The sequence below is a fragment of the Micromonospora sediminimaris genome (genome assembly GCF_016863575.1).
In the GTDB taxonomy this organism is placed as follows: domain Bacteria; phylum Actinomycetota; class Actinomycetes; order Mycobacteriales; family Micromonosporaceae; genus Micromonospora; species Micromonospora sediminimaris.
The window spans coordinates 134279-158222 of sequence record NZ_BOPD01000002.1 but is presented as its reverse complement, the minus strand read 5'-3'; the positions used below and the strand labels follow the sequence as shown (position 1 = coordinate 158222).

23 protein-coding genes are annotated in these 23944 nt (G+C 71.3%); 11 read left to right on the top strand and 12 right to left on the bottom strand.

Annotated elements, in window-relative coordinates:
- Positions 1-24: 24 nt before the first annotated feature.
- Complete coding sequence (locus Vse01_RS00685; protein WP_093402181.1) at positions 25-480, bottom strand: MerR family transcriptional regulator; 456 nt, start codon at positions 478-480, stop codon at positions 25-27.
- 42 nt (positions 481-522) lie between these two features.
- On the opposite strand from Vse01_RS00685, the gene Vse01_RS00680 reads away from it, so the two are divergent.
- The 3 genes from Vse01_RS00680 (at position 523) to Vse01_RS00670 (ending at position 2835) form a co-directional block, all read left to right on the top strand.
- Positions 523-1695, top strand: coding sequence for an MFS transporter (locus tag Vse01_RS00680; protein WP_093402180.1), 1173 nt, complete (start codon positions 523-525; stop codon positions 1693-1695).
- Positions 1696-1789: 94 nt separating this feature from the next.
- Positions 1790-2245, top strand: a complete 456-nt coding sequence (locus tag Vse01_RS00675) for a GNAT family N-acetyltransferase (protein WP_093402179.1) — start codon at positions 1790-1792, stop codon at positions 2243-2245.
- Between the two features lie 89 nt (positions 2246-2334).
- Positions 2335-2835 (top strand): hypothetical protein, encoded by a 501-nt coding sequence (locus Vse01_RS00670; RefSeq protein ID WP_139233089.1) that lies wholly within the window; start codon positions 2335-2337, stop codon positions 2833-2835.
- Positions 2836-2930: 95 nt separating this feature from the next.
- Here the strand turns inward: Vse01_RS00670 and Vse01_RS00665 are convergent, their stop codons facing one another.
- Positions 2931-3167: a GntR family transcriptional regulator gene (locus Vse01_RS00665; protein ID WP_093402177.1), complete on the bottom strand. Its 237-nt coding sequence runs from the start codon at positions 3165-3167 to the stop codon at positions 2931-2933.
- A gap of 247 nt (positions 3168-3414) precedes the next feature.
- On the opposite strand from Vse01_RS00665, the gene Vse01_RS00660 reads away from it, so the two are divergent.
- From Vse01_RS00660 to Vse01_RS00650, 3 genes are read left to right on the top strand one after another with little or no spacing between them, the layout of a single operon-like run.
- Positions 3415-3552 carry a hypothetical protein gene (locus Vse01_RS00660; protein ID WP_170863320.1) on the top strand — a complete coding sequence of 46 codons (138 nt, stop codon included), beginning with the start codon at positions 3415-3417 and terminating at the stop codon, positions 3550-3552.
- Positions 3553-3580: 28 nt separating this feature from the next.
- The gene (locus Vse01_RS00655) at positions 3581-4774 is read left to right on the top strand and encodes a helix-turn-helix domain-containing protein (protein ID WP_232511077.1); all 1194 of its coding nucleotides are present in this window, start codon (positions 3581-3583) and stop codon (positions 4772-4774) included.
- The gene (locus Vse01_RS00650; protein WP_093402175.1) at positions 4771-4992 is read left to right on the top strand and encodes a hypothetical protein; all 222 of its coding nucleotides are present in this window, start codon (positions 4771-4773) and stop codon (positions 4990-4992) included. The genes Vse01_RS00655 and Vse01_RS00650 overlap by 4 nt, the downstream gene beginning before the upstream one ends.
- Positions 4993-5045: 53 nt before the next feature.
- Here the strand turns inward: Vse01_RS00650 and Vse01_RS00645 are convergent, their stop codons facing one another.
- From Vse01_RS00645 to Vse01_RS00600, 10 genes are all read right to left on the bottom strand, one after another.
- Positions 5046-7841 carry a DEAD/DEAH box helicase gene (locus tag Vse01_RS00645; protein WP_232511076.1) on the bottom strand — a complete coding sequence of 932 codons (2796 nt, stop codon included), beginning with the start codon at positions 7839-7841 and terminating at the stop codon, positions 5046-5048.
- Positions 7842-7996: 155 nt separating this feature from the next.
- Complete coding sequence (locus Vse01_RS00640; RefSeq protein ID WP_093402174.1) at positions 7997-8983, bottom strand: zinc-dependent alcohol dehydrogenase family protein; 987 nt, start codon at positions 8981-8983, stop codon at positions 7997-7999.
- On the bottom strand, positions 8980-9822 hold the full coding sequence (locus tag Vse01_RS00635) for a carbohydrate ABC transporter permease (protein WP_093402173.1): 843 nt from the start codon (positions 9820-9822) through the stop codon (positions 8980-8982). Before Vse01_RS00635 ends, Vse01_RS00640 begins: the two co-directional genes overlap by 4 nt.
- Complete coding sequence (locus Vse01_RS00630; RefSeq protein ID WP_093402172.1) at positions 9819-10751, bottom strand: carbohydrate ABC transporter permease; 933 nt, start codon at positions 10749-10751, stop codon at positions 9819-9821. Before Vse01_RS00630 ends, Vse01_RS00635 begins: the two co-directional genes overlap by 4 nt.
- A gap of 56 nt (positions 10752-10807) precedes the next feature.
- Positions 10808-12175, bottom strand: coding sequence for an ABC transporter substrate-binding protein (locus Vse01_RS00625; RefSeq protein ID WP_198413128.1), 1368 nt, complete (start codon positions 12173-12175; stop codon positions 10808-10810).
- 57 nt (positions 12176-12232) lie between these two features.
- Positions 12233-12994: a DeoR/GlpR family DNA-binding transcription regulator gene (locus Vse01_RS00620; protein WP_093402455.1), complete on the bottom strand. Its 762-nt coding sequence runs from the start codon at positions 12992-12994 to the stop codon at positions 12233-12235.
- Positions 12995-13216: 222 nt separating this feature from the next.
- On the bottom strand, positions 13217-13966 hold the full coding sequence (locus tag Vse01_RS00615; RefSeq protein ID WP_093402171.1) for a hypothetical protein: 750 nt from the start codon (positions 13964-13966) through the stop codon (positions 13217-13219).
- Entirely contained in the window at positions 13956-14474 is a 519-nt protein-coding gene (locus Vse01_RS00610) for a sigma-70 family RNA polymerase sigma factor (protein ID WP_093402170.1), read from the bottom strand. The genes Vse01_RS00615 and Vse01_RS00610 overlap by 11 nt, the downstream gene beginning before the upstream one ends.
- Positions 14475-14559: 85 nt before the next feature.
- On the bottom strand, positions 14560-15228 hold the full coding sequence (locus Vse01_RS00605; RefSeq protein ID WP_093402169.1) for a hypothetical protein: 669 nt from the start codon (positions 15226-15228) through the stop codon (positions 14560-14562).
- Positions 15229-15432: 204 nt separating this feature from the next.
- Positions 15433-15846, bottom strand: a complete 414-nt coding sequence (locus Vse01_RS00600; RefSeq protein WP_093402168.1) for a hypothetical protein — start codon at positions 15844-15846, stop codon at positions 15433-15435.
- Between the two features lie 393 nt (positions 15847-16239).
- On the opposite strand from Vse01_RS00600, the gene Vse01_RS00595 reads away from it, so the two are divergent.
- The 5 genes from Vse01_RS00595 (at position 16240) to Vse01_RS00575 (ending at position 23899) form a co-directional block, all read left to right on the top strand.
- Entirely contained in the window at positions 16240-16593 is a 354-nt protein-coding gene (locus tag Vse01_RS00595) for a DUF4212 domain-containing protein (protein ID WP_093402167.1), read from the top strand.
- Positions 16590-18275 (top strand): sodium:solute symporter family protein, encoded by a 1686-nt coding sequence (locus Vse01_RS00590; protein ID WP_093402166.1) that lies wholly within the window; start codon positions 16590-16592, stop codon positions 18273-18275. The genes Vse01_RS00595 and Vse01_RS00590 overlap by 4 nt, the downstream gene beginning before the upstream one ends.
- Before the next feature lie 379 nt (positions 18276-18654).
- The gene (locus Vse01_RS00585; RefSeq protein ID WP_093402454.1) at positions 18655-19881 is read left to right on the top strand and encodes a multidrug effflux MFS transporter; all 1227 of its coding nucleotides are present in this window, start codon (positions 18655-18657) and stop codon (positions 19879-19881) included.
- 53 nt (positions 19882-19934) lie between these two features.
- Positions 19935-21272 (top strand): SWIM zinc finger family protein, encoded by a 1338-nt coding sequence (locus tag Vse01_RS00580; RefSeq protein WP_093402165.1) that lies wholly within the window; start codon positions 19935-19937, stop codon positions 21270-21272.
- Entirely contained in the window at positions 21269-23899 is a 2631-nt protein-coding gene (locus Vse01_RS00575) for a DUF6493 family protein (RefSeq protein ID WP_232511074.1), read from the top strand. Before Vse01_RS00580 ends, Vse01_RS00575 begins: the two co-directional genes overlap by 4 nt.
- Positions 23900-23944 lie beyond the last annotated feature (45 nt).

Genomic DNA, 23944 nt, shown 5'->3' with positions numbered 1-23944 from the left:
GCCGAGCCGGTCCTGAGCGGCAGCTCAGCGGGCGAGACCGACCGCCGGGCCCGCCTTGCGGACCGACCGGCGGGCCACCCCGCCGCCCGGGTCACCGGGATGGCCGGGCCCCACCACGTCACCGCGTACGTCGGCGACGATTGTGGCGAGCAGGTCCCGGCTGGACCGCAACGACTCGATCTTCTCGGTCAGCAGGTCCAACTCGCCCTGAAGGGTGTCGGCCAGGCGGGCGCGGTCGGCCGGCTCGTCGGGGATCGCGGCCCGACCGTCCAGCAGGAACCGCAGCGCCTGTCCGACCACTCCGGACGGCAGCGCGGCCGACAGCATGCACCGGATCCGGGCCACCCGGTCGACGTCGGATTCCTGATAGATCCGGTAGCCCGACTCGGTGCGTACCGGCGTCAGCAGGCCCTGCTCCTCGTAGTAGCGCAGCATCCGCACCGACGCGCCGGTCCGCGCGCTCAACTCACCGATCCGCATCGCTTGACTCTAACGTCGGTGTGAGGCTTTAGCGTCCCCTCTGTGATCATCTACGTACTCTTCGTCTGCTCCTTCGCCGTGGCCACCGCCGAGTTCGTGCTCGTCGGCCTGCTCCCCCAGGTCGCCACCGACCTGGACGTCTCCGTGGCCGCCGCCGGGCAGTTGGTCACCGCGTACATGATCGTGGTGACCGTGGGCGGCCCGGTCGCCACCGTGCTGACCCGTCGGCTGCCACGCCGGGAACTGCTCGCCGGCACCATGGCGCTGGCCACGGTGTCCGCGGTGGCCAGCGCCATGGCCACCTCGTACCCGATGCTGCTGTCGGCCCGGCTGGGGTCGGCGCTGGCGCAGGCGCTGTTCATGGCGGTGGCCTCCCAGGTGGCGATGGCCTCGGTTCCGCCGGAGCGGCAGACCGTCGCGGTGGCCCGACTGTTCGGCGGGTTCGCCCTGGCCACCGTGCTCGGCCTGCCGCTGGGCAGCCTGATCGGTGAGGCGTACGGCTGGCCGGTCACCTTCGTGGCGGTGGCCGGCCTGGCCGCGCTGGGGCTGCTCGGCGTGCTCGTCTTCTGCCCTCGCGTTCCCACCCCACCACCGGCCGGTGTCCGCGACAGCATCGGTGCGCTGCTGCGCCCCGGCATCTACGCCGGACTCGGCGTCACCCTGCTGGCGCTGACCGGCTTCGTGGCCGCCTTCACCTACGTCGCGCCGATGCTGCGCACCGTCACCGGACTGAGCCCCGGCTGGGTAAGCGTCGGCCTGGTCGGCTACGGCCTCGGCACCATCGCCGGCAACCTCCTCGCCGGCCGGGTACGCCCCGAGGCGATCACCCGCCGGCTGCCCCTCGCCGTCGCCGTGCTGACCGCGATCCTGCTGGCGCAGCCGCTGCTGCTGCCGGTCGCCCCGCTGGCGCTGGCCGGGCTGGCCCTGTTGGGCGCGGCGGCGTTCCTGGTCGTGCCGCTGGTCCAGACCTGGCTGATGGGTCAGGTCGACCCGGCCACCACCGGCCTGGTCGCCGCCGTCAACATCTCGGTCGCCGGTGCCGCCGGAGCCCTTGGCGCCGCGCTCGGCGGGACGGTGCTCGCCGTCGGCCTCGGCCCGGCCTGGATCGGCCCGGTCGCCGCCGTCTCCGTCCTGGCCGCCACCATCGTCGCCACCCGCCTCCACCGGGTCACGTCGTCGCGTGGGCCTTCGCGCGAGGCGTTGGTTCAACGGTGAGGCGAGCGTCTGCCGGCTCGGCGGAACTCGGAGCGTGCGAGGCCGGTGGAAACGGGGTCGCCAGCGCCGTCGCCAGCCCGTTACGGTCCGCCGCATGCGGTTGGCAAGGGTCACCCCGGAGAACTACGAGGCGGCGCTGGCGCTGTCCGTGCGCCCGGACCAGGAGGACCTGGTCGGACCGGTGGTCAAGTCGCTCGCCGAAGCGTATGTCTTTCCCGACAACGCCTGGCCGAGACTGATCTACGACGGAGACTCGCTTGTCGGGTTCCTGATGGCCTTCCTGGACATCCGGTGGAACTCCGGTCGCGATCCCGACGACCGACGGTCCGGCCTCTGGCGGCTGAACATCGCGGCTGACGCCCAGGGACGCGGGTATGGTCGCTTCGCCGTGGCAGCCGTGTGTCAGGAGATCCGGGTCCGGGGCGGCACGCGGGCGTACGCGACCTGGAAGCCTCGGGCCGGCGGCCCGGAAGCCTTCTATCTGAAGCTCGGCTTCCGGCCTACCGGCGAGCAGAGCGGCGGCGAGACGGTCGGCATGCTCGACCTCTGAGCACAGGTCTCGTCTCGGCCTACGGATAGATTCGGTTCGGGCCGATTCCAAGTTCGCATGAGTGACGGGACAACTGGCGAGGGGCATGAATGAGCCTCGATCTGAGGAGCCGCCCGGGCTTACGGATGGCGGTCGCCGCTGTCGCGATCGGGGCGGTTCTCGCCCTCGCCACGGTGGTGACTGCGGCCATACGTGATCGAGGTCGAACTCCCCAGCAGGAGGTGGCCAGCGAGGGCGTACGGATCTCGGTGCCAGCTGAGTGGCCACGCAATGCCCTCAAATGCGGTACGCCGATGCGCGACACCTACATCGTGGACCTCGATGTGATCGCGGGCTGCGCCGTGTTGCCGCAGCCTCGCGTCGACTACGCCGAGATAAAGCGCGCGAATCTCGATCTCGACCCGGTCGCCCAGCTCGCCACCGAGGCGGGCGAGGCATTCGGCCACCCCGTCCTGGGGGGCGGCGACGTGCTGCCGGATGGCCGGACGCGGCAGGTGGTGGTGGTCCCCGACCGACAGGTACTCCTCGTCGCGGTGTCCAGCAACCCGGCAGTCGCCGAAGCGATCGTCCGTTCACTCCGAGTCGACTGACCTGCGTCGGCACCGCCAGCGCCTCGCTTACTGTCGGTCAGCCAGGAACGGGATCTTGGAAAATTCCGTTAGCTGAATAGTCAGCGATGAACGAGTTACTCGGATTCGCGCTCCGGCTCGGCTACGTATACGCCTTTCCCGGGATGCCCTTCGACCAACTCTCTGTCTTTGAGCAACGACATGACACGGTGGATCGTGGAGATGTGCACGCCGTACTGCTCGGCGAGTTGGCGCGTGGACGGCAGCTTCTCCCCCGGCGCGAGTTCGCCAGATTTGATCTTGCTCGTGATCTCGTTCGCTATGCGGCGGTAGTCGACTCTCTCGGTCGGCATGTCGATCTCCGTCGGTTCCCTGGTTTCGGCACGCCAATCTGATCACGAGGGAACCTGTTCCAGCAAGTTTCATGCTCTAGCTGCATGCGCCTCCTTGACCTACTCCAACTTGTTGGAGTAGGTTGCTGTCCGGGTCGGTTCCCTGGTTTCGGCAAACTCCGCGGTTCCGGCCCGCATACCCACCTCGGACAGTGCTACGCCCACGTTCGGGGTGGGCACTTATTCGACACCGGGCGGAAGGTGCCACATGGTCGACCCCGTTGACATGCAGTCGAATGCCGCCGTACCTCCGGACGAGATCAGTGTCCTGGACGATCAGGGAGAGGAACTGCGGGAACTGGCGTTCGGCCTCCTCAAGTGCCCCCGGTCGGCAATCCATGGATAGTCAACGCGCAGCTGAACAGGAGCGCGGCGTGAAGAGGGACGAGGTGCCGATCGGGCGGCGGGTGGCGTACTGGCGGGCGCGGCGGCGGATGTCGCAGCAGGTGTTCGCCGACCGGCTCGGCAAGTCCAAGAGCTGGGTGGACAAGGTCGAGCGCGGGGTACGGGCCCTGGACAGGGTTTCCACGCTGCGGGACATCGCCGCCGCGCTGCGGATCGATCAGGCGTTGCTGCTCGGTCAGGAGAGTCGACCTGCCGAGGCGACCACCAGGGTCGAGGGCGTTGAGTTGATCCGGGCGGCACTGTCCGCGTACGACATTGCACTGGATCGGCCGGCGGCGCGCCGGGACGCGCCGGACGGCGCTCGGCTGGCGCGCGGCCTCGCGCATGCCTGGACCAGTTTCCAGCATGCGCGGTACCAGGCGCTTGTCGGTCTGCTGCCGGAGTTGCTGGCCGGGGCGCAGCGCGGCCACGCCCACGATCCGCAGGCGGGCCGGGTGCCGCTCGTGGAGGCGTACCGGGTGACCGCGTCGCTGCTGGTGAAGCTCGACGAGCCCGAGCTGGCCTGGCTCGCCGCCGACCGGGCGATGACGGTCGCGATCGGTGATCCGCTGCTGGTGGCCGCCGCCACCGTGCAGCTCGGCCAGGCGTTGCGGGCGGCTGGTCGGGGGCGGGAGGCGGGCACGGCGACGCTGGCGGCGGCGTACCGGATCGGCCAGACCGACCTCGACGTGGCACGCATGTCGCTCTGCGGGACGTTGCTCGTGCAGGCGGCGCTCGCGGCAGCCCGGCACGGCGACGACCGGGCCGCCGCCCGCGTCGACGAGGCCGCCGACCTGGCCGCCGAGGTCGGCGACGGCAACGATCATCATCACACCAGCTTCGGACCGACGGCCGTGGCGCTCGCCCGGGTCGCTGTCGCGATCGAGTTGGGTACGCCGGACGAGGCGATCGTCCGACACGAAAAGGCTGTCGGACGGGACGGCTGGCGGTGGCTGCCGCCGGAGCATCGGGCCGCTCACCTGATCGACGCCGGGCGTGCGTACCTTCAGGTTGCCGACCCGGTGAACGCGGCCCGGGTGCTGCTGGAGGCCGACCGGACCGCCCCCGCCGAGGTACGCCGCCGACCCGCCGCCCGCAACGTACTCGCCGCCACGGTCCGCCATCCGGGTGCTCCCGCCACGATCGTCGCGCTGGCCGCCACCCTCGGGATGGCCCGCGCATGACCGCACCGTTGCTCACCCTGGCACAGATCCTCAACCGGCTCACCCTGACCGCCCGCTGGACCCTGCGCGATCACCAACCCGGCTCCGACGGCCGCTGCCCGCTCTGCCGCGTCCCCGACTGTGCCGTGGCCACCGCCGCCCGCAACCTCCTCACCACCCTCAGGCAGACCCGCTGGACCGGGGACGGTGACACTTTGGATCCGTGGCAGTCGCGGTAGTCGACACGCCGACCATCTGACGCCTTTGCCGCCACGGATCCTTCGGCGACGGGTTACGACGGCGCGTGCTGGGGCGGGAGTTCGGGTGCCGGGTCGAGGAGGCGTTGGCGCTCGGCAGCCACCACCTCTCGGACCAGTTCGGCCTCGGACAGGTCGACCGCCTCCGGGCTCGCGTCGGCCGTGTCGCTGACCCGGGCGAAGTCGTCAAAGATGCGTCGCTTGCCCGCCAACAGTTCGGTGATCCGCTGGTCGACGCCCTCCTCGGAGAGCAGCCGGTGGACCTGCACCGACTGGACCTGCCCCATCCGGTGTGCCCGGGCGATGGCCTGCGCCTCGGTGGTGGGTTTCAGCTGCGGTTCACAGATGACGACGACGGAGGCGGACTGGATGTTGAGCCCGACACCACCGGCCACGATCTGGGCCACCAGGACGGCCCCATGGCGGGCGGCTGAGAAGTCGTCCACCATCCGCTGCCGGTGGTTGGCGGGCACCGAGCCGGTCAGCGGACCGAAGACCGGGCCGGGAAGGGTACGAGTGACCAGGTCGAGGACCTCCCGGAAGTGGGAGAAGACGATGACGCGGCGCTCGTTCTCCGCCGCTTCCCGGACGATCTCGACGAGGCGCTGCACCTTTGTGGACTCGGTGGCCTGAAGCATGGCTGCCTGGCGCATCTGCATGAAGTTCCCCCGCTCGACCGCCTCGCGGTAACGCGTGGTGTCCGCCGAGGACATCGGCAGCCACTCCTCGACCTCGATGAGTTCGGGCAGTTCGTCGAGCACGTCGTCCTGGTTGCGGCGCAGGTACGCGGGCGCGATCTGCCGCCGGAACCGCGCGGGTGACGGGTCGGTGGCGTCGACGGTGAGATCGGGGCGTACGTAGCGGGCGAGGTTGCGGAACTCGTCGACCTTGTTCTCCAGCGGCGTACCGGTGAGCAGGATGGCCCGTTCGGCGCGCGCGACAATCTCCTTCGTCCTGATCGACCGCTGCGCCTGTGGGTTCTTGACGTAGTGGGCCTCGTCGACCACCACACACGCCAGTTCGGGGACTTCCCGCAGTTGCGGCCCCCACCAGGCGAGGGTCTCGTACGTGGTGACCGCCACGCCTCCGTCCCGTTGCCAGGCACGGGCGGCGGTCTCGCGTTCCGGGCCGTGCACCCGGTGTGGACGCAGCCTCGACTTGCCGCTGATCTCGCGGACCCAGTTGGTCACCACGGCGGCGGGACACACCACCAGGAAGTGAGTGCTTCCGCTGCTGCGCAGGTGCGCCAGTACCGCGAGCGCCTCGACTGTCTTGCCGAGGCCCATCTCGTCCCCGATGATGACCTTGCGCTGGACCAGGGCGAAGCGCGCCGCGAAGCTCTGGTAGCCGCGCAGCGAAGCGGTCAGGTGTGCGCCGTCGAGCACCTGGTCGCGTACCGCCTCGATGATCTCGTCCGGGAGGTCGCCGTGCGCGGCGTTCCCGTCGCCGCTGGCGAACCCCAGCTCGGAGAGCATCGCGAAGTAGTCGGCGGGGCGAGTGAGGAAGTCGTCCCACGGGTCGGCAGGCAGGTTCCGCCGACCCGGTGCGGAGGATCTGCCGAGCAACTCGGCCCGTCGTTCGACGATCTCGATGCTCTCGCGGAGATCGCTGGCGGCGAGCCCTCGGATCGGCACCACCAGCAGGTGGCTGGTCCGGCGGTCGACGGTGCCGCCCAGCGGCGCGAGTTCCGCGGCGCGTTCGAGGTCGGCTGCCGCGCCACGCGTGCGCCGGCGCGCGTCCCACTCGGCGAGCCGCCGCAGCAGAAGAGTGGTCTCCGGGTGGCGGTGGTCGACGTCGATGCGGACCGGCGTCTCGTCGTAGGTGGTCTGCCAGAGGGTGCGGGCAGCTCCGATCAGGCGACGAGCCGAGGTCTCCCCGACACCCGGAAGCGCCTGAAGCGACGGGCCATGGTGCAGCACGTCCTGCACCGTGACGACTCCGGCGTCGGCCAGTGGCCCGAGGCGGAACCGGTCGCGGGTGACGGTTCGCAGCGCCTCCACCGGCATGTCCCGCAGGATGCGGTGCACCTCGGATTGTCTGACCTGCTCGCCCGCGTCACGGGCCGCCGACCGGTACGAGGCTTCGCCGGCCACGACCTTGTCGATGGCGGCAAGTGCCGCCGGCAGCCCTCCGAAGACCGACCGGTCCACCAGCTCCGGCTCCGGACCGGTCCACCCGGCCGACTCCCGCTCCGGTCCGATCCGGCCGGTGGGCCCGCGCTCCTGCCCCGTCTGCTCGACAAGTTCGGGCTCCGGGCCGGTGCGCTCGGCGAGGAGTGCGAAGCGAAGGGACGGGTCGAGCAGGTCGCGGACGTCGTCCCGGACCGGGTCGGAAGCTGCGGTGGGGACGCCGAGGTACGCCAGGCGCTCGGGACCGCCAGTGGCGATGACCTGCGCGTGCCGGTCGCGGAGGAACATCGCGGCGGTGGCCGCTGACTGCTTCCTGGCCGGCCCGGCGAGGTGACGGCGTACGTCGAGCATGGGCGCGAGGTCGGCGACGGCGCGCGGGGCGTCATCGGTGAGCAGGCGCAGCAGGGCGTGGTCGGCGGCTGTCGTCGCGGGAAGCACGGCCCGCTCCTGGAGTCGCCGGACGGCGTCACGGTCGTTCGCCCGCAACGCGAGCACGCGCCACGCCCCCTGGCCGGAGCGATCGACCACAACGCTGCGGTCCCGCAATCCCCTTTCGGCGCTGCTGGCCGCCTGCTGGACGCCCCGGTGCCAGTCCCGTACGTCCTGGGCGAGCCGACCCCACCGCCTGAAGTCCGCCACGAGCCGACGCAGCTCTACGCGCTCGGCCTTGTCCATCCGCACCCCGGCCCGGTACCCCGCCACCCACCCGAGCATGCCGCACAGCTGACCGCCATGAGGCAGCAACTTCCCCGAGGTTGCTGCCTCGGGCGCCCTTGAGGGGACAACATCGCCGATGTTGCTGCTTCCGTTCCCCGTCGGGGAGGTTCCCAGTGGGTGGGTGGGGGGTGGGCGCAGGGTCAGGTGATGAGGAGCTTGCGGCCGATGCCGGAGCGGAACTGCGACATCGCGTCGGCGTAGGCGGCCAGGGGGAAGCGGTGGCTGATGAAGACCTGCGGGTCCAGGACGCCGGCCGCGAACAGCTCGGCGGCGCGGTCGAAGCTGTGCAGCACGGCCATCGAGCCGGTGACGGTGATCTCCTTGTTGTAGATGCGGTACGGCTCGACCGGCACCCGGGTGGCGTACTCGGAGACGCCGAACTGGAGGAAGGTGCCGGCGGGAGCCACCCGGGTCAGGCCGTCGGCGATCGCCGCCTCGACGCCGGTGCAGTCGATCACGACGTCCCAGCCGCGCGGGCGGTCCAGCTCGTCCGCGTTGGCGGCGCTCGCCGAGCAGCCCAACTGGACGGCGGTGGCGAGGCGGTCGGGGTTCAGGTCGACCACGCTGACGGACGCCGCACCGCAGCGCTTCGCCAGCTCCAGCATCATCAGGCCCATGGTGCCGGCACCGTAGATGAGATAGTGGTCGGCCAGCCGGCGGGGCAGCACGTCGAAGCCGCGTACCGCGCAGGAGAGCGGTTCGATGAGGGCGGCGTCGGCCGGGGCCACACCGGACGGCAGCACCACGCAGTTGCGTACCGGGGCGAGCGCGTACTCCGCCGCCCCACCGGAGACGGTGACCCCGATGGCGTTCCACCGTTCGCAGAGGTTGCCCCGGGCCCGGCGACACTGGTAGCACTCGCCGCAGTGCAGCGACGGGTCCACGGCGACCGGGTCGCCGACGCGCACCTCGGTGACGTCCCGCCCCACCGCGACCACCGTGCCAGCGAACTCGTGGCCCGGCACGATCGGGTACGCGGGCGCGAACTCGCCGTCCATGATGTGCAGATCGGTGCCGCAGATCCCGCACCCGGCGACCTCGACCACCACGTCCCGGGTGCCGGGCGTCGGGTCCGGTACCGACTCGACGCTGATCTGGCCCGGCTTGACGATGACTGCTGCCTTCACTTGACCGCCCCCATGGAGAGTCCTCGGACGAGTTGTTTCTGGGCGATCCAGCCGGCCAGCACGACCGGTAGCGACACGATTGTCGCCGCCGCGCAGAGCCGGGCCAGGAACAGCCCTTCGGACGTGATGAAGCCGACCAGGAAGATCGGCGAGGTGCCGGCCCGGGTGGCGGTCAGGTTGACCGCGAAGAAGAACTCGTTCCAGCTGAAGATGAAGCAGATCAGCGCGGTCGCGGCCAGGCCGGGCGCCACGATCGGTACCAGGATCCGCCGGATGGTGACGAGCAGGTCGGCGCCGTCCATCGCCGCCGCCTCGATCAGCGCCGCCGGCACCTCCAGCAGGAACGACCGCATCATCCACACCGCGAGCGGAAGGTTCATGGCGGTGTAGAGCACGATCAGGGTCCAGACGTTGTCCAGCATGCCGAGGTCCTGCACCAGCAGGTAGATCGGCAGCAGCGCGGCGACCACCGGCAGCATCTTGGTGCTGATGAAGAAGAACAGCACGTCGCGCCAACGTTCGACCGGCCGGATCGACAGCGCGTACGCCGCCGGGGTGGCCAGTACGAGCACCAGCAGGGTGGACAGCACGCTGGCCATCACCGAGTTGAGCAGGTACGGGGTGATGTCCCGGTCGAAGACCTGCCGGTAGCCGTCCAGCACCGGGGTGAAGAACCAGGACGGCGGGTTGCTGGCGGCGTCGACCTCGCGTTTGAAGCCGGTGAGCACCATCCAGGCCACCGGCAGGAAGAACAGCAGGCCGGCCAGCCACGCCAGGACGGTCCACGCGGCCCCGGTGCGGCCCGCGCTGCGCCGGGCCGGACTCGCGGTACGGGTCATCGTGCGTCCTCCATCCGGAACAGGCTGGAGATCACCCGCAGCGCGAAGGTGGCGACGATGATGGTGCCGATCACCACCACGACGCCGGCCGCGGCGGCCTCGCCGTACTCGAACTTGCGGAAGGTGGTCAGGTAGATCTCGTACGGCAGGTTGGTGGTGGCCCGACCCGGGCCGCCCTGGGTGATGGTGAAGACCGCGTCGAAGGTCTGCACCAGGTAGATGGAGCCGAGCAGGGCACCCAGTTCCAGGTAGGGCCGCAGGTAGGGCAGGGTGATCCGGGTGAAGGTCTGCCACGGGCCGGCGCCGTCGACCCGGGCCGCCTCCAGCGTCTCCAGGGACTGACTCTGCAGGCCAGCCAGGATGATCAGCATCATGAACGGGGTCCACTGCCAGACCAGCGCGGCGACCACGGAGACCATCGGGTACTGCGACACCCAGTCGGTGCTGCCGCCGAGGATGCCGTTGATCAGGCCGTAGGACGGGTTGTATATCGCGTGTTTCCACAGCAGCGCCGCCGCCATCGGCATCACCAGGAACGGGGTGATGAGCAGGGTGCGGACGATCCCCCGACCTGGGAACTTGCGGTCGAGCAGGATGGCCAGGCCGAGGCCGAGCAGCACGGAGGCGATCACCGACGAGGCGGTGAGCACCACCGTGTTGAGCAGCGCGGCACGCAGTCGACCGTCGGTGAGCACGGTCGCGTAGTTCGCCAGGCCGATGAACTCGCGGCTGCCCGGCCGCAGCGCGTTCCAGCTCTGGGTGGACAGGTAGAGGGTGAACAGGAAGGGCAGTTGCGTCACCACGATGGCGAAGACCAGGGCGGGCAGCAGCGGGGCCCGACGGGTCCAACGGTGTCGCCGGTCGTCACGGGTGGGACGGACGGTGGGTCGCGGGGGCGCGTCCGCACCGGTGGTGCTGGTGGTGGTCATCGATCCGCCTCGGGGGCAGGGCCGGGGCCGGTCGGTCGACCGGCCCCGGCGGGCGGCTACCGGTGGTTGCTGGCGGCTTCCTCGGCCAACCGCTGGCCGTCGGCGAGCGCCTCTTCGACGGTGGTCTGGCCGGCGATGGCGGCCGACACCTCCTGCGACACCTTCGTTCCCAGGTCGGCGAACTCGGGGATGCCGACGAACTGCACGCCGAGGGCGGGGCGCGGTTGCACCCCGGGGCTGACCGGGTCGGCCTCCTGGATGGACTTCAGCGTGATGTCGGCGAACGCCTCGGCGGACTGCCGGTACTCGGCAATCTCGTAGGTGGACTGACGCTTGCCCGCCGGCACCCGGGACCAGCCGAGTGACGAGCCGACCAGCTTCTCGTACTCCTTGCCGGTGGCCCAGGAGATGAACTTCCAGGCGGCGTCGGCGTTCTTCGTGGTCTTCGGCATGGCCAGGGCCCACGCCCACAGCCAGCCGGACGATTCGGTCTTGTCGACCGGCGCGTACGCGTAGCCGACCTTGCCGGCGACGGTGCTGGCGTTGGGGTCCTCCAGGGTGCCGGCGGCGGAGGTGGCGTCGTACCACATGGCCGCCTTGCCCTGCCCGAAGGTGTTCAGGCACTCGGTGAAGCCGGACTGCGGCGCGCCGGGCTGGCCGTGTTCGCGCAGCAGGTCGACGTAGAACTTCGTCGCCTCGGTGAACTCGGGTGCGTTGACCTTCGGCGTCCAGTCCTGCTCGAACCAGGTACCACCGAAGGTGTTCACCACGGTGGTCAGCGGGGCGAACAGCTCACCCCAGCCGGGCAGCCCGCGCAGGCAGATGCCGGAGACGCCGGCCGCGTCGTCGTCGAGCCGTTCGGCGAACTCGGCCACCTGCTGCCAGGTCGGCCGCTCCGGCATGGTCAGGCCCTCGGCGGCGAAGAGTTCCTTGTTGTACATCAGGAACGACGACTCGCCGTAGAACGGGGCAGCGTAGAGCTTCCCGTCGGTGCCGGAGAGCGAGGCGACCATCGGCTCCAGCAGGTCACCCTTGTCGTACGCAGTGTCGGCGTCCGCGTACGAGCTGAGTTCGTGCAGCCAGTCGTTCTGCGCCCAGATCGGCGCCTCGTACGCCCCGATCGTCGCCACGTCGTACTGGCCGCCCTGGGTGGCGACGTCCTGGGTGACCCGGTCGCGCAGCTCGTTCTCCGGCAGGATCGTGAACCGCACCTCGATTCCGGTGTCCTTGGTGAAGTTGTCGGCGGTGACCTTCGCCAGGTCCTCCATCTGCGGGTTGCCGACCATCAGCACGGTGATGGCGGTGCCGTCGCTTGAGGAACCACCGCCCGCTCCGGAACAGGCGGTCGAGACCAACGTGACGGCGAGGACGGCGGCGAGCGCGGCCGGCCCACGCCGTCGACGAGGAGTTCGTGTTTCAGGCACAGCGAACCTCCATGGTGGGGTGTGGTGGTGAGGGAAAGGTGGGTCGGACGGCGGCGCTCAGACGCGCAGCACCACCGGGCCGAGCAGTGAGTAGCGGTGCGCCTCGGACGCCGGCAGTGCCGTGTCCGTGACGATGGTGTCGACGTCCGCGACGTCGGCGAAGCGGCAGAAGCTGTGCCCACCGAACTTGGTGTGCACCCCGGCGAACACCACCCGCCGGGACACCGACATCACCTGGGCCTTGACGGCGGCCACCGCCGGGTCGGGCGTGGTCAGCCCGTGCTCGCGGGAGATGCCGTTGGCCCCGACGTAGGCCAGGTCGATGACGAATCCGGCAAGCATCCGGGTGGCCCAGTGGTCGACGGTGGCCAGGGTCCGGCCACGGACCCGGCCGCCGAGCAACAGCACGGTGAGGCTCGGGTACGCGGCCAGCGCCGCAGCGGTGTGCAGGGAGGCGGTCACCACCGTCAGTGGGCGGTGGGTGGGCAGCGCCTCGGCGATCAGTTGCGGGGTGTAGCCCTCGTCGATGAAGACCGACTCGGCGTCGCCGAGGTGTTCCACCGCCGCGGCGGCGATCCGTCGCTTCTCCACGACCATCCGGGTGGCCCGGGTCTCCAGGGTCGTCTCGAAGCGGGCCGTCTCCACCGGGTACGCCCCGCCGTGGGTGCGGCGCACCAGCCCCTGCTGGGCCAGCAGGCTCAGGTCACGTCGGACGGTTTCCGGCGCCACGCCCAGGTCGGCGGCGAGCTTACGCACGTCGACGTCACCCTGACGGCGAGCCAAGGTGAGGATGTGCTGCCGGCGCTGGGTCGGGTCCACCTGCACACCTCCGTTCGGCTCGGGTGCTTTTTTGTAACACCGATGAACGGCAGGTGACCCCGGTCACCTGCCGTTCAATCCAGTGGATTTGGTGACCGGCTTCCACCGCCGAACGGGCAGCCCATATCCGTCACGGCCGGCAAACCGGCGCAAATACCTTGCCCGTTTCGTGGCACTGCCTGCCCGACCGGTACCCGCGCTGCCCGCTCGGGCAGGGACCGGTCATCCCGGTGCCGCTCCGTTGTCGACCAGCCGGAACCGCGTGGTCAGTGGTGCGTCGCCCAGCTCCTCCAGGATCAGGCCACGGGTCGGTGAGTTCTGCAGGTACGCCGACTGGCTGCTGATCGCGTACGTCGGCGCGCCGCCGCGCTGCCCGTCCCGGACGATGGTGAACTGCTGCCTCGGTTCCTCCGGCGCACAGGTGGCCGCCACCACCCGCAGCGGCTGGCTACCCGACGACCGCACCTCCCAGCAACTGTCGGTCGGTTCGCCGCCCCGCTCGGCGGCCCGGACCAGATAGGTGCCGGGCCCCTGCGGTGTGACCACGAACAGCTGGCGGCCCTCGTCGCCGTCGACCTCGGCGAGGCGACCGTCGGCGAGCAGGGAGAGCCCGCCGCTCTGCTCGGCCGCCCGGACGATCGTCACCTGCCGCCGCCCCGACAGCAGCGGATCGTTGCTCGGCGGACCGGACGTGCCGGCCGCGTCGGGAGTCGCCGACGCGGCCGCCGGCGGTGTCGTCGGGCCGGCCGGGCCGACGGGGAGGGAGTCCGAGCCCCCGGTGGGACGGGCCAGGACCGCGCCGGCACCGAGCAGACCGACGAGTACGACGCCCAGGGCGGCGGAAGCGGTACGTCGGCGGCGGCGACGGGTGTCGCCCCGACGTCGGATGTCGACGGCGGCCGGCACCCTCCCCTGCCGGCCATGCCCGGCCAACGCCCGCAGGGCCTCGTCGAGACGCGGCTCAGGACCCATGACTGCCTCCCCCGCCGGTGGTCTCGTATGCGTCGTCGCTCAGGTGCGCGGCGAGGGCCCGGCGTCCCCGGGCGAGCCGCGTCTTGACGGTGTTCACGTTGCTGCCGATCTCCGCCGCGATCTCGGTCACGCTCAGCCCGACCAGGTGGTGCAGGACCACCACCCGCCGCTGCTCGGCGGAGATGCGTCGCAGCGCCGACACCACCGCCACGTGATCGACCGAGGTCGGCTCGACCTGCTGGCCGGCCATCTCCCGGCGGTGGGCACGGAGCCGGTTCACCGTCTTGCGCCAGGCGCTCACCGCGATCCGGTACGCGACCCGGCGCACCCACGCCTCCGGGCTGTCGCACTCCCGTACCGACGCCCAGCGGTCCCACGCTCTGGCGTACGCCTCCGCCACCGCGTCCTCGGCCTCGGCCCGGCTGCCGGTCATCGCCGCCAGGTGGCCCAGCACCCGCTGCGCCGACGCCGAGTAGAAGGCGTCGAACTCCTCAGCGTCGCGTTTCACTCACGTTCCCACCCGTACTGTCGCTGCTTGTCGTGGCCTGGCGGTCACGCCCCCGGGACCGGTGCCCGGGGGGCGTGACCGCGCCCTACCTCCGGGGTGCCGGTCCGGTGTCGGTGAACCGGAAGCTACTCGCCGGCGGGGCATCCCCCAACTCCTCCATGATCAGGCCGGATCGTGCGGAGTTCCGCAGGTAGGCCCACCGGTTGCTGATCAGGTACTCGCGGGGACCACCGTCGGCCACGGCGGTGATCTCGAAACGCTGGGCGGGGTCGTCGGCCCGGCAGACGGCGCCCCGTACGTGGAGCGGCCGGGTGTCGCCCGGGTTGCGCACCTGCCAGCAGACCGGCTGCCCGGCGCCGCCACCGTGGTACGCCTTGACGAGGAACTGTCCCGAACCCACCGGCGTCGGTACGAACACCTGTCGGCCCCGGTCGTCGTCCACCTCGGCCAGCCGGCCGCCGTCGAGCAGCGCCAGCCCCGACTCGAAGGCACCGACCCGGACCATGGTGATCCGACGCTTGCCGGACAGCAGCGGGTCCGCCGCCACTGTGGGCGGTGGCGTTGCTGCCACCCCCGACGGGGCGTCCACGGGCGGCGGCGTCCGTCCCGCTGCCACCCCCGCCGGAGCTTCCACGGGCGTCGCCGCCTCGCGCGCCGGCCCGTCGCCGGAGGCCGGACCCATGGTGTATACCGCGACGGCGGTGCCGGTCAGCACCACCAGGCCCGCAGCGGCGAGCCACCTACCCAGCGACACGATTCCTCCCGAGCTGGTCGGCACCGAGGCCAGCCGCCGGGTGGCGGGTGGCGGGTGATCCTCGGTCGATTCAGCGGGATGACGCGTACCGGCGGCGGAAGGTTTCACGGCTCGGCCGGATCTCTCACCTCAGACTCGGCGCGGCCGACAGGCTGGGGCCCGGCGCGGCCGGCGGGGTACCTGTCGGCGCGGCGCGGTCGGCCGTCAGCTCAGTTTGACCAGGCGCATGCCGGTGCGGATCAGGACCACCGCGCCACCGGCGGCCATGACCAGGCCGACGCCGGGCATCAGTTGCCCCCAGGCGCCGGTGCTGGCGCTGAGGCTGATCAGGCGGGCCACCTGCCATCCGACGATCGCGGCGACGACCAACCCGGGGATCAGGCTGTGCGCGATGGCCACCTTGCGGTACGGCAGCAGGGCACCGGCGACGGCCAGGAACGCCATGCTCAACGTCCAGAGACCGGGACCGGCCGCGCCGGAGAGCGAGCCGAACGGCGTGATGACCCAGGGCAGCAGCGAGCCGACAAGCGCGAGCACGCCGCCGACGATCATGCCGAGACTGCCGGCGTGGAAGACGCGCCGGCGAACCGGGGCGGCGGTGGATGCGGTGTCGGCCATGTCCGGATGCTAGGCGCTCCGCACCGTTGATCGAACGGGCCGATCGGTGAGCGGTCGGGCGGGGTCGGTGGGCGGACAGGCCGGGCCCGCGAAAACCGCGAAACGGGACGATTTCGCGCTCCGGTTCGCCCCACTCGACCGTTCGCGGGGTCCAACAGACCGCTCAGCGACCCGAGGCCGCACCTGACGGATCAACTCTTGCCTGGCCAGGCTGCATCACGTTCGCTTCCCAGACCAAAGGTGTGACCGACCGCACAACCACGTCGAGCAGTACGGCGACGCGGCTGGGCGGGTCGGGCCACGGCACCAGCACCGCGTCACCACCAACCGGGCGCCGTGTCGCAGGCCCCTCGCCGGATCTACCGGTTCCATACCGACTAGGAGGCTCCAGACATGACCGAGGTAACCCCCGATAAGGAGACCCGTGGCGGTGAACCGCCACCGGCGGCACCACCACCGGCTTCCCCGCCGGACAACAGCTGGCGCAAAGAGTACTGGAGCCGCAATCTGCGGCTCATGGTGATTCTCCTGGCCATCTGGTTCGTTGTCTCGTTCGGCTTCGGAATCCTGCTCGTCGAACCGCTCAACAACATCGTCATCGCCGGATTCCCACTCGGGTTCTGGTTCGCCCAGCAGGGATCGATCTACGTCTTCGTGATTCTGATTTTCGTGTACGCGAAGATGATGGATCGCCTCGACAACCAGTTCGGTGTTGACGAGCAGGAGACCGAGGGGGCTGGCAAATGAGTCAGATCCAGATCTGGACCCTCGTCTTCATCGTCGGCTCGTTCGCCGTCTACCTCTACATCGCCTGGCGCAGCCGCGTGAAGGAGACCGCCGGCTTCTACGTCGCCGGCCAGGGCATCCCCACCATCGCCAACGGTGCGGCTGTGGCCGCCGACTGGATGTCGGCGGCGTCGTTCATCTCGATGGCCGGCCTGATCGCCTTCCTCGGCTCCGACGGCACCATCTACCTGATGGGCTGGACCGGCGGCTATGTGCTGCTGGCCCTGCTGATCGCCCCCTACCTGCGTAAGTGGGGCAAGTTCACGGTGCCCGAGTTCGTCGGCGACCGGTACTCGGAAACCGTGCGCACCATCGCCGCGGTGGCCGCGATCATCATCTCCTTCACCTACGTGGTCGGGCAGATGCGCGGTGGCGGCATCGTCTTCAGCCGGTTCCTGAAGCTGGACGTGACCCAGGGCGTCATCCTCGCCGCCGTGATCATCGGCTTGTACGCGGTGCTCGGCGGCATGAAGGGCATCACCTGGACCCAGGTGGCGCAGTACACGGTGCTGATCGTCGCCTATCTGATTCCCGCCTTCGCGGTGGCGCAGCAGATGACCGGATTTCCGGTCCCACAGGTGTCGTTCGGGCAGATCCTCGCCGAACTCGACGCGATCAGCGTCGAGATGGGCTTGAACCAGTACACCGAGGCGTTCGCGGCCCGGCCACAGATCGACGTGTTCCTGGTGACGATGGCGCTGATGATCGGCACCGCCGGTCTACCGCACGTCATCGTCCGGTTCTACACGACGAAGACCGTACGCGGTGCCCGCTACTCGGCGTTCTGGGCGCTGTTCTTCATCGCCCTGCTCTACACCACCGCCCCGGCGGTGGGCGCCTTCACCAAGCTGAACCTGCTCCAGGACGTCAACGGCGTCTCGGCCAACGCCCTGCCCAGCTGGATCGAGAACTGGGCGGCGACCGGGCTGGTCACGGTCAGCGACGGCGCGACGACCATCAACACGGTAAGCAACAGCCCGACATCCGGCGCCGACCTGATCGTCAACAACGACATCCTGGTCCTCGCCAGTCCCGAGATCGCCGGCCTGCCGGCACCGATCGTGGGTCTGGTGGCGGCCGGCGGCATGGCCGCCGCGATGTCCACGGCAGCCGGCCTGCTGCTGGTGATCTCGTCGTCGTTCTCGCACGACCTGTACTTCCGCCGGGTCAAGCGCGACTCCACCGACCAGCAGCGACTGCTCGCCGGCCGGATCGCCATGGGCCTCGCGGTGCTGGTCGCCATCTACGCCGGCATCAACCCGCCGGCGTTCGTGGCGCAGGTGGTCGCCTTCGCCTTCGGCCTGGCGGCGTCGACCTTCTTCCCGGCCATCGTGCTCGGCATCTTCTGGAAACGATGTAATGCCACCGGCGCGGCGGCCGGCATGGTGACCGGCCTGATCTTCACCGCCAGCTACATGATCTACACGCTGCCGGTGTTCGGCACCGCGGCCAACCCGCACATCTTCAATATCAGCCCGGAGGGCATCGGCACCATCGGCGCGATCGTCAACTTCGTCGTCACCATCGTGGTGTCGAAGATGACGGCGCCACCGCCGGACGAGATCGTCGAGATGGTGGAGAGCATCCGCTACCCGGCCGCCCGGCGGGAGGTGACCGCCGGCACCGCCGCCGACGCCGCCTGACCCACCTCATATCGAGAATCACCGGTCGCCGGTCCCACCATCGATGATGGGGCCGGCGACCGGCCCGTTCCGGAGGACCTGGGTCCGCTCAAGATCCGCGCAACATCGGGGAACCTGCTGCCCCAGCCCGGCCGGAGGCAGCAGGTTCCCCGATGTTGTCCCCCTCGGCCGGTGTCGCCGTCAGGAGGGGCGTGCTGGGGGCGGTGGGATGTGTGAGGTGTGTTACCGGTGTTGTGGGGAATCAGGTCGGCGGCTGCGGGTTGGAGCCAGGTATGACCGTCGCACCACGATCCGCCCCGGCTCCGGTCCGGCGGGAGACCTCCCGGTGAGCGCCGTCGACGACGCCGCGCCGCCGGCCGCGCTGATGCCGGGCGACCTGATGAGCCGTCGCCAGCGCCTCCGCCTCATTCTCGTCCTCGGCTCGCTGATCGCGGTGGGCCCGCTCACCATCGACATGTACCTTCCGGCGTTGCCCTCGATCGTCGACGACTTCGGCACCACCTCGGCGGCGGTCCAGCTGACGCTCACCGGCACCCTGATCGGCCTCGCCCTCGGACAACTGCTGATCGGTCCGCTCTCCGACGCCGTCGGCCGGCGGACACCGCTGATCGCCGGTACCGCACTGCACATCGTGGCGTCCGTGAGCTGCGCCCTCGCCCCGAACATCACAGTGCTCGGCGCGCTGCGGGTGGTCCAGGGCCTGGGCGCGGCGGCGGCTGCCGTGATCGCCATGGCCGTGGTCCGCGACCTGTTCAGCGGCGCGGCCTTCGCTCAACTGCTGTCCCGCCTGTTGCTCGTGATGGGCGCCGCTCCGATCCTCGCGCCGACCCTCGGTAGCGAACTGCTGCGGTGGACCCAGTGGCGTGGCGTGTTCGCCGCCCTCGCGGTCTTCGGCGTACTGCTGCTGCTGATCGCGATGCTGGGCCTGCCGGAGACGCTGCCACCGCTGCGGCGTCAACGCGGTGGGGTGCTGCCCACCGTCCGGCTCTACGGCGCACTGCTGCGTGACCGCGCCTTCGTCGGGCTGGTGCTGGTGGCCGGGCTGGCCATGGCGGCTCTGTTCGCCTACGTCGGCGGCTCATCGTTCGTCCTGCAGGAGCGGTACGGGCTCGACGAGCAGCAGTTCGGGCTGGCCTTCGGCGCCGGGGCGGTGGGGCTGATCGCGGCCACCCAGGGCAACGTACGGCTGCTGCGTCGCTGGTCCCCGCAACGAATCCTGGTGACCGCCCTGATCGTGGGCTCCGCCGCCAGCGTGCTGCTGCTCGGCCTCGCCGCGACCGGGATCGGCGGCCTGCCGGCCCTGCTCGCGTCGCTCTGGGTGGTGCTCGCGGCGGCCGGCCTGGCGCTGCCGAACGCTCCCGCGCTGGCCCTGACCCGACACGGCGAGGCGGCCGGCACCGCCTCCGCTCTGCTCGGCGCGGTGCAGTTCGGCATCGGGGCGGTGGCCGCTCCGCTGGTGGGCGTGCTCGGCACCGGTGCCGTGGCGATGGCCCTGGTGATCGCCGGCGGAATGGTCTCGGCCCTGCTCGTGCTCGTCGTGGTGGTCCGCCCCGGCCAGCTGGCCGTGCCGGAGCCGGTGGAGGCGATGGCCGTCGCCGCCCACTGAGGACTCCCGGCACGGCGCTCCGGTGTCGGTGGGTTGCACTACCGTGCGGCGGCGTGAGCGTAGTCCAGACGTACCGGTATCTCGCCCCCTCCACCCTCGCGCAGCGATCACTCGCCCTGCAGACCAGCGGCGGTCCCGCGCCGAATCCCCGCTTCTTCACCGGTTTTCTCACCACTGGGCAGGCAGCCGCGGTGGGTCTGCTGGCGGTGGCCGAGGTGGCCCGCACCCGCTACCACCGGCCGGTCAGCCCGGCCAGCCTCGACCCGGTGGTCACCGGCAGCCGCGACCGGCTCCGCTTCGAATCATTCTCCGGCTGCTGCGGGGTGTACGCGCGGCTCGACGTGCTGCCCACCGGGCTCGACGGTGACGTGTCCGAGCACGGCACCACGAACGTCGACGTGAACACCCCGCTGCGCGAGGCACTGGCCCGGGTCGGTGGTCTGGATCCGCTGCACCTGTCGGTCGGTCCCGACGATCTCACCGTCTCCACACTGGACGGTGCGGTGGTGGAGAAGAAGGTGCCGCTGCCGGCGCGCTGGCTGCGCGGCTTCGCCGAGGTTCAGGTCCTCGCGGCCCGCTTCGAGCCTCGGGCGGAGCTGCCGGCCGCCGAGGCCAGCGCCTTCCTGCGCCGGCTACCCAGGGGCAGCGAACGGTCGGTGCTCTGGGTGGTACCGGCCGGCCGGTCCCTGCGGCTGACCTCCCGACCCGTTCCCGGAGCGGTCTGCCTGGCCGGGGCCGGCCGACTGGTCGCGCTGCAACCGATGCTGCGCTTCGCGAAAACCCTCCGGGTGTACGGGCCGACGGTGCCTCCCGGCGCCGCCCCGGCCCCGAGCGTCTGGGAACTGGACACCGGCGCGCTGCGGCTGTCGCTGACCCTCTCCCCCGAGCCGTATCGGGGTTTCTCCGGCGAGGGGGCCGCTCTCGCCGCGCTCGCCGGAGACGATGTCGTCGACGACGCCGACCTCATCTCCGCCCTGCTCTCCTGGGATCCGACCATCGAGCCCGACCGGCTGGCCGAGCAGGCCGGCATCGACGCGGAGCGGGTCCGGGGCGCACTGGCCCAGCTCGGCACCGCCGGTCGGGTCGGCTACGACGTGGCCGAGGCGGCGTACTTCCACCGGGTGATGCCGTACGACGCCGGCCGGGCCGAGCGGGACAACCCCCGGTTGGTCGGTGCGCGGGCGTTGCTCGACGCCGAGGCGGTGCAGCTCGACGGCACGGCAGCGACGGTACGCAGCGGGGACCAGGTGTACCGGGTCCGCCAGCTCCCCGACGGCGGGCTGACCTGCACCTGCCCCTGGTGGGCGAAACACCGGGGGCAACGCGGGCCGTGCCGGCACGCCCTGGCCACCCGGATGCTGGCCGCCGAGCGGGTCGAGGAGCGGGTGTGACGCGGCCGGTGCAGAGCACCGTACGTCGTCGGCGGGAGTTGGCGGCCGGCGGCACGAGCGACCTGTTCGACCTGGTGAGCAGCGGTGACGCCGATTCGGTCGCGGCGGCGCTGGAGGGCTTGCCGGAGCAGCGCCGCCGGGAGATCGGCGTGGAGCTGACCGCCTGGTTCAAGCAGCAGCGGGACACCTGGTGGGCGGCCGGCACCGGGACCGCCCTGGCGGTCGCCGTGGTCGGCTGCCTGCCCACCGCAGCTCAGGCCGCGGCGATCCTCGGTCGTCCCTCGGTCAACCCGCACGGTCGGCGCGCGGCCGAGCTGATCCGTCGAACAGCGCAGGAGCGGGGTGTCGACTGGCTCGTCGACCTGGCCCACCGGATCGCCGCTCGGTTCCGTCAGGACACCTGGGTGGGCCGGTGGCATTTCATCGCCGCGCTGCTGCACGCCGAGGGGGGCGCGCCACCCACCGACGACCGGTGCGTGCAGCTGTGGTTGACCGGGGTCGAGGCCCCCGACCGGTTCCACCAGGGCCAGCCGGCGCCGGTGGTCGACCGGCTGCGCGACGATCCGTTCCTGGCCGCCATGCTGCCCCGGCTGTTCGAGGTGGACGGCATCGGCGTGCAGATGATGTTCGTCGCCCCCCACGACAACTGGGACGAGCACGGTCAGCCCGCCCTGCCGGCCGCCCTGGCCCAGCTCGCCACCGAGGGGGTGGTCGACCGGATGATGCTGCTCGACGGTTCGATCAGTCGGCTGCTGCGCGGCGACCGGCCCGCCGCGCTGCGCGCCTTCACCACCCTGCTCGACCAGCTCGCGCCGACCCCCGCCGAGGTCACCGCCCGGGTCACCGATTACCTGCGGCTGCTCGTCGACGCTCCCGCGCCGGTGGCCACCATGGCCCAGAAGGCGCTGCGGAAACTGCCCGAGCTGGAGCTGGAGCCGATCCTCGACGCCGCCCGGCAGATGCTCACGCGACCCGACAAGACACTCGTCAGGACCCAGCTCACCTGGCTCGACCAACTCGCCCGCCAGCACCGGGACCGGGCCGCCGAGATCGGCGAGGTGATCGCGGTGGCCGCCGACCATCCGGCGGTGGAGCTGCGGGAGCGGGCGGCGGCTCTGGCGGCCCGGCACGGTGTCGAGCCGGCACCGGTCATCCCGGCGCTGACCCGGCCACGCGGCGACGACCTGTCCCCGCCCGCGCCGCCCGCACCGGCCTCCGGCCCGATCAACGACGTGGACGAGTTGACCGAGGAGGTCGCCGCCCTGCTGGGCACGCCGTACGAAGGGGCACCCCTGGAGCGGATCCTCGACGGGCTGGTCCGGCTCACCGCAGCCGACGGGCCCCGGGTACGCGCCGCACTCGACCCGGTGATCGAGCGGCGGCACTGGTCGTGGGCGAACGAGCACCGCTGGGATCCGCTCTGTCTCTGCGAGACGGTGGTCGAGGTGCTCGGCAGTGCCGGCGTCAGCCGCACCGACCGGCGGCGGGAGCGGTGGGAGAAACTGCTGAAGGCGGTACATCGGCCCGACGCGGTGCCGGAGCTGGCGGTCACCGATCCCAAGGTGCCGCCGATCCACCGGCTGTTGCGTGCCCGGCTGGCCGAGATCGGCGCGTACCTCGACGAGCCGGGACAGTTCGGCCTGCTGGCACTGCCCACCTCGACCAACGGTCTGCTCGACCCGATGGCCCTCCTGGAACGGCTCACCGCGCTGGGTCACCGGGAGCCGGGCCACTGGGATCTCACCCAGGCGCTGCTGCGGTTGCCAGCCGACGTCGACGAGTCAGTCGCCGCGAAGGCGGCGGCGCTCGGCACCGCAGCCGGCCAACGGCTCGCCGGCTGGCTACGCGACGGCGGCCTGCCACAGCCGGTCATCCGGTCCCGCACCGTCACCCGAGACCCGCGCCGGGGCAACCGCCACTGGGAGTGGGCGTACATGCCGGCCGAGCGCATCCTGGTCGAGCTGGCACCACCCACCGGCACGATCGACCGCTACGGGCTGCTCACCGCGCCGGCCACCCCGCTCGGCGGCGACCACTCCGGCTGGGTGCACCTGTGGCCGTCGCTGCTGCCCAGCCACCGCGGTGCGGTCACCGCGTACGCCCTGCCGCTGGTCGCCGGTGCCGCGGACATGGACGAGCGCGGCGGCGCGACGGTGCTGCCCCTGCTCGCGGAGGTCGGTGGCCCTGGCGGGGTGGCTCTCGACCTGGCGGTGGCCTACGGGCTCGCTGCCCGGCACGGCCCGGACCGGGTGGCGACGGTGGATGCGCTGCTCGCCCTCGCCGCCGCCGGTGACTTCGACGCCGCCGGCACCGGGGAGCAGCTCGGCACGCTGGCCGCCCGGCAACTGGTGAAGCTGTCCCGGGTCGTCGAACCGCTGCGCGACGCCGCGCAGGCTGGCGCGCCGCTGACCGTGTGGCGGCTGCTGGCCGCCGCGCTTCCGGCGGTGCTGGCCGCGCCCACGCCACCGCGTGGCGTGCCGGATCTGCTGACCCTGGCAGCGGAGACGGCCACCACGACGGGCGTCCGGATCGACGTGCCCGGCCTGGCCGACCTCGCCGGGCGGAGCGGCTCCAGCCGCGTGGTCACCGAAGCCCGCCGCCTGCACAAGGCCCTGTCCGAGACCTGACGTACCGGTACGCCACCCCGGACCTACCGAACCTCGCGTGGTCCG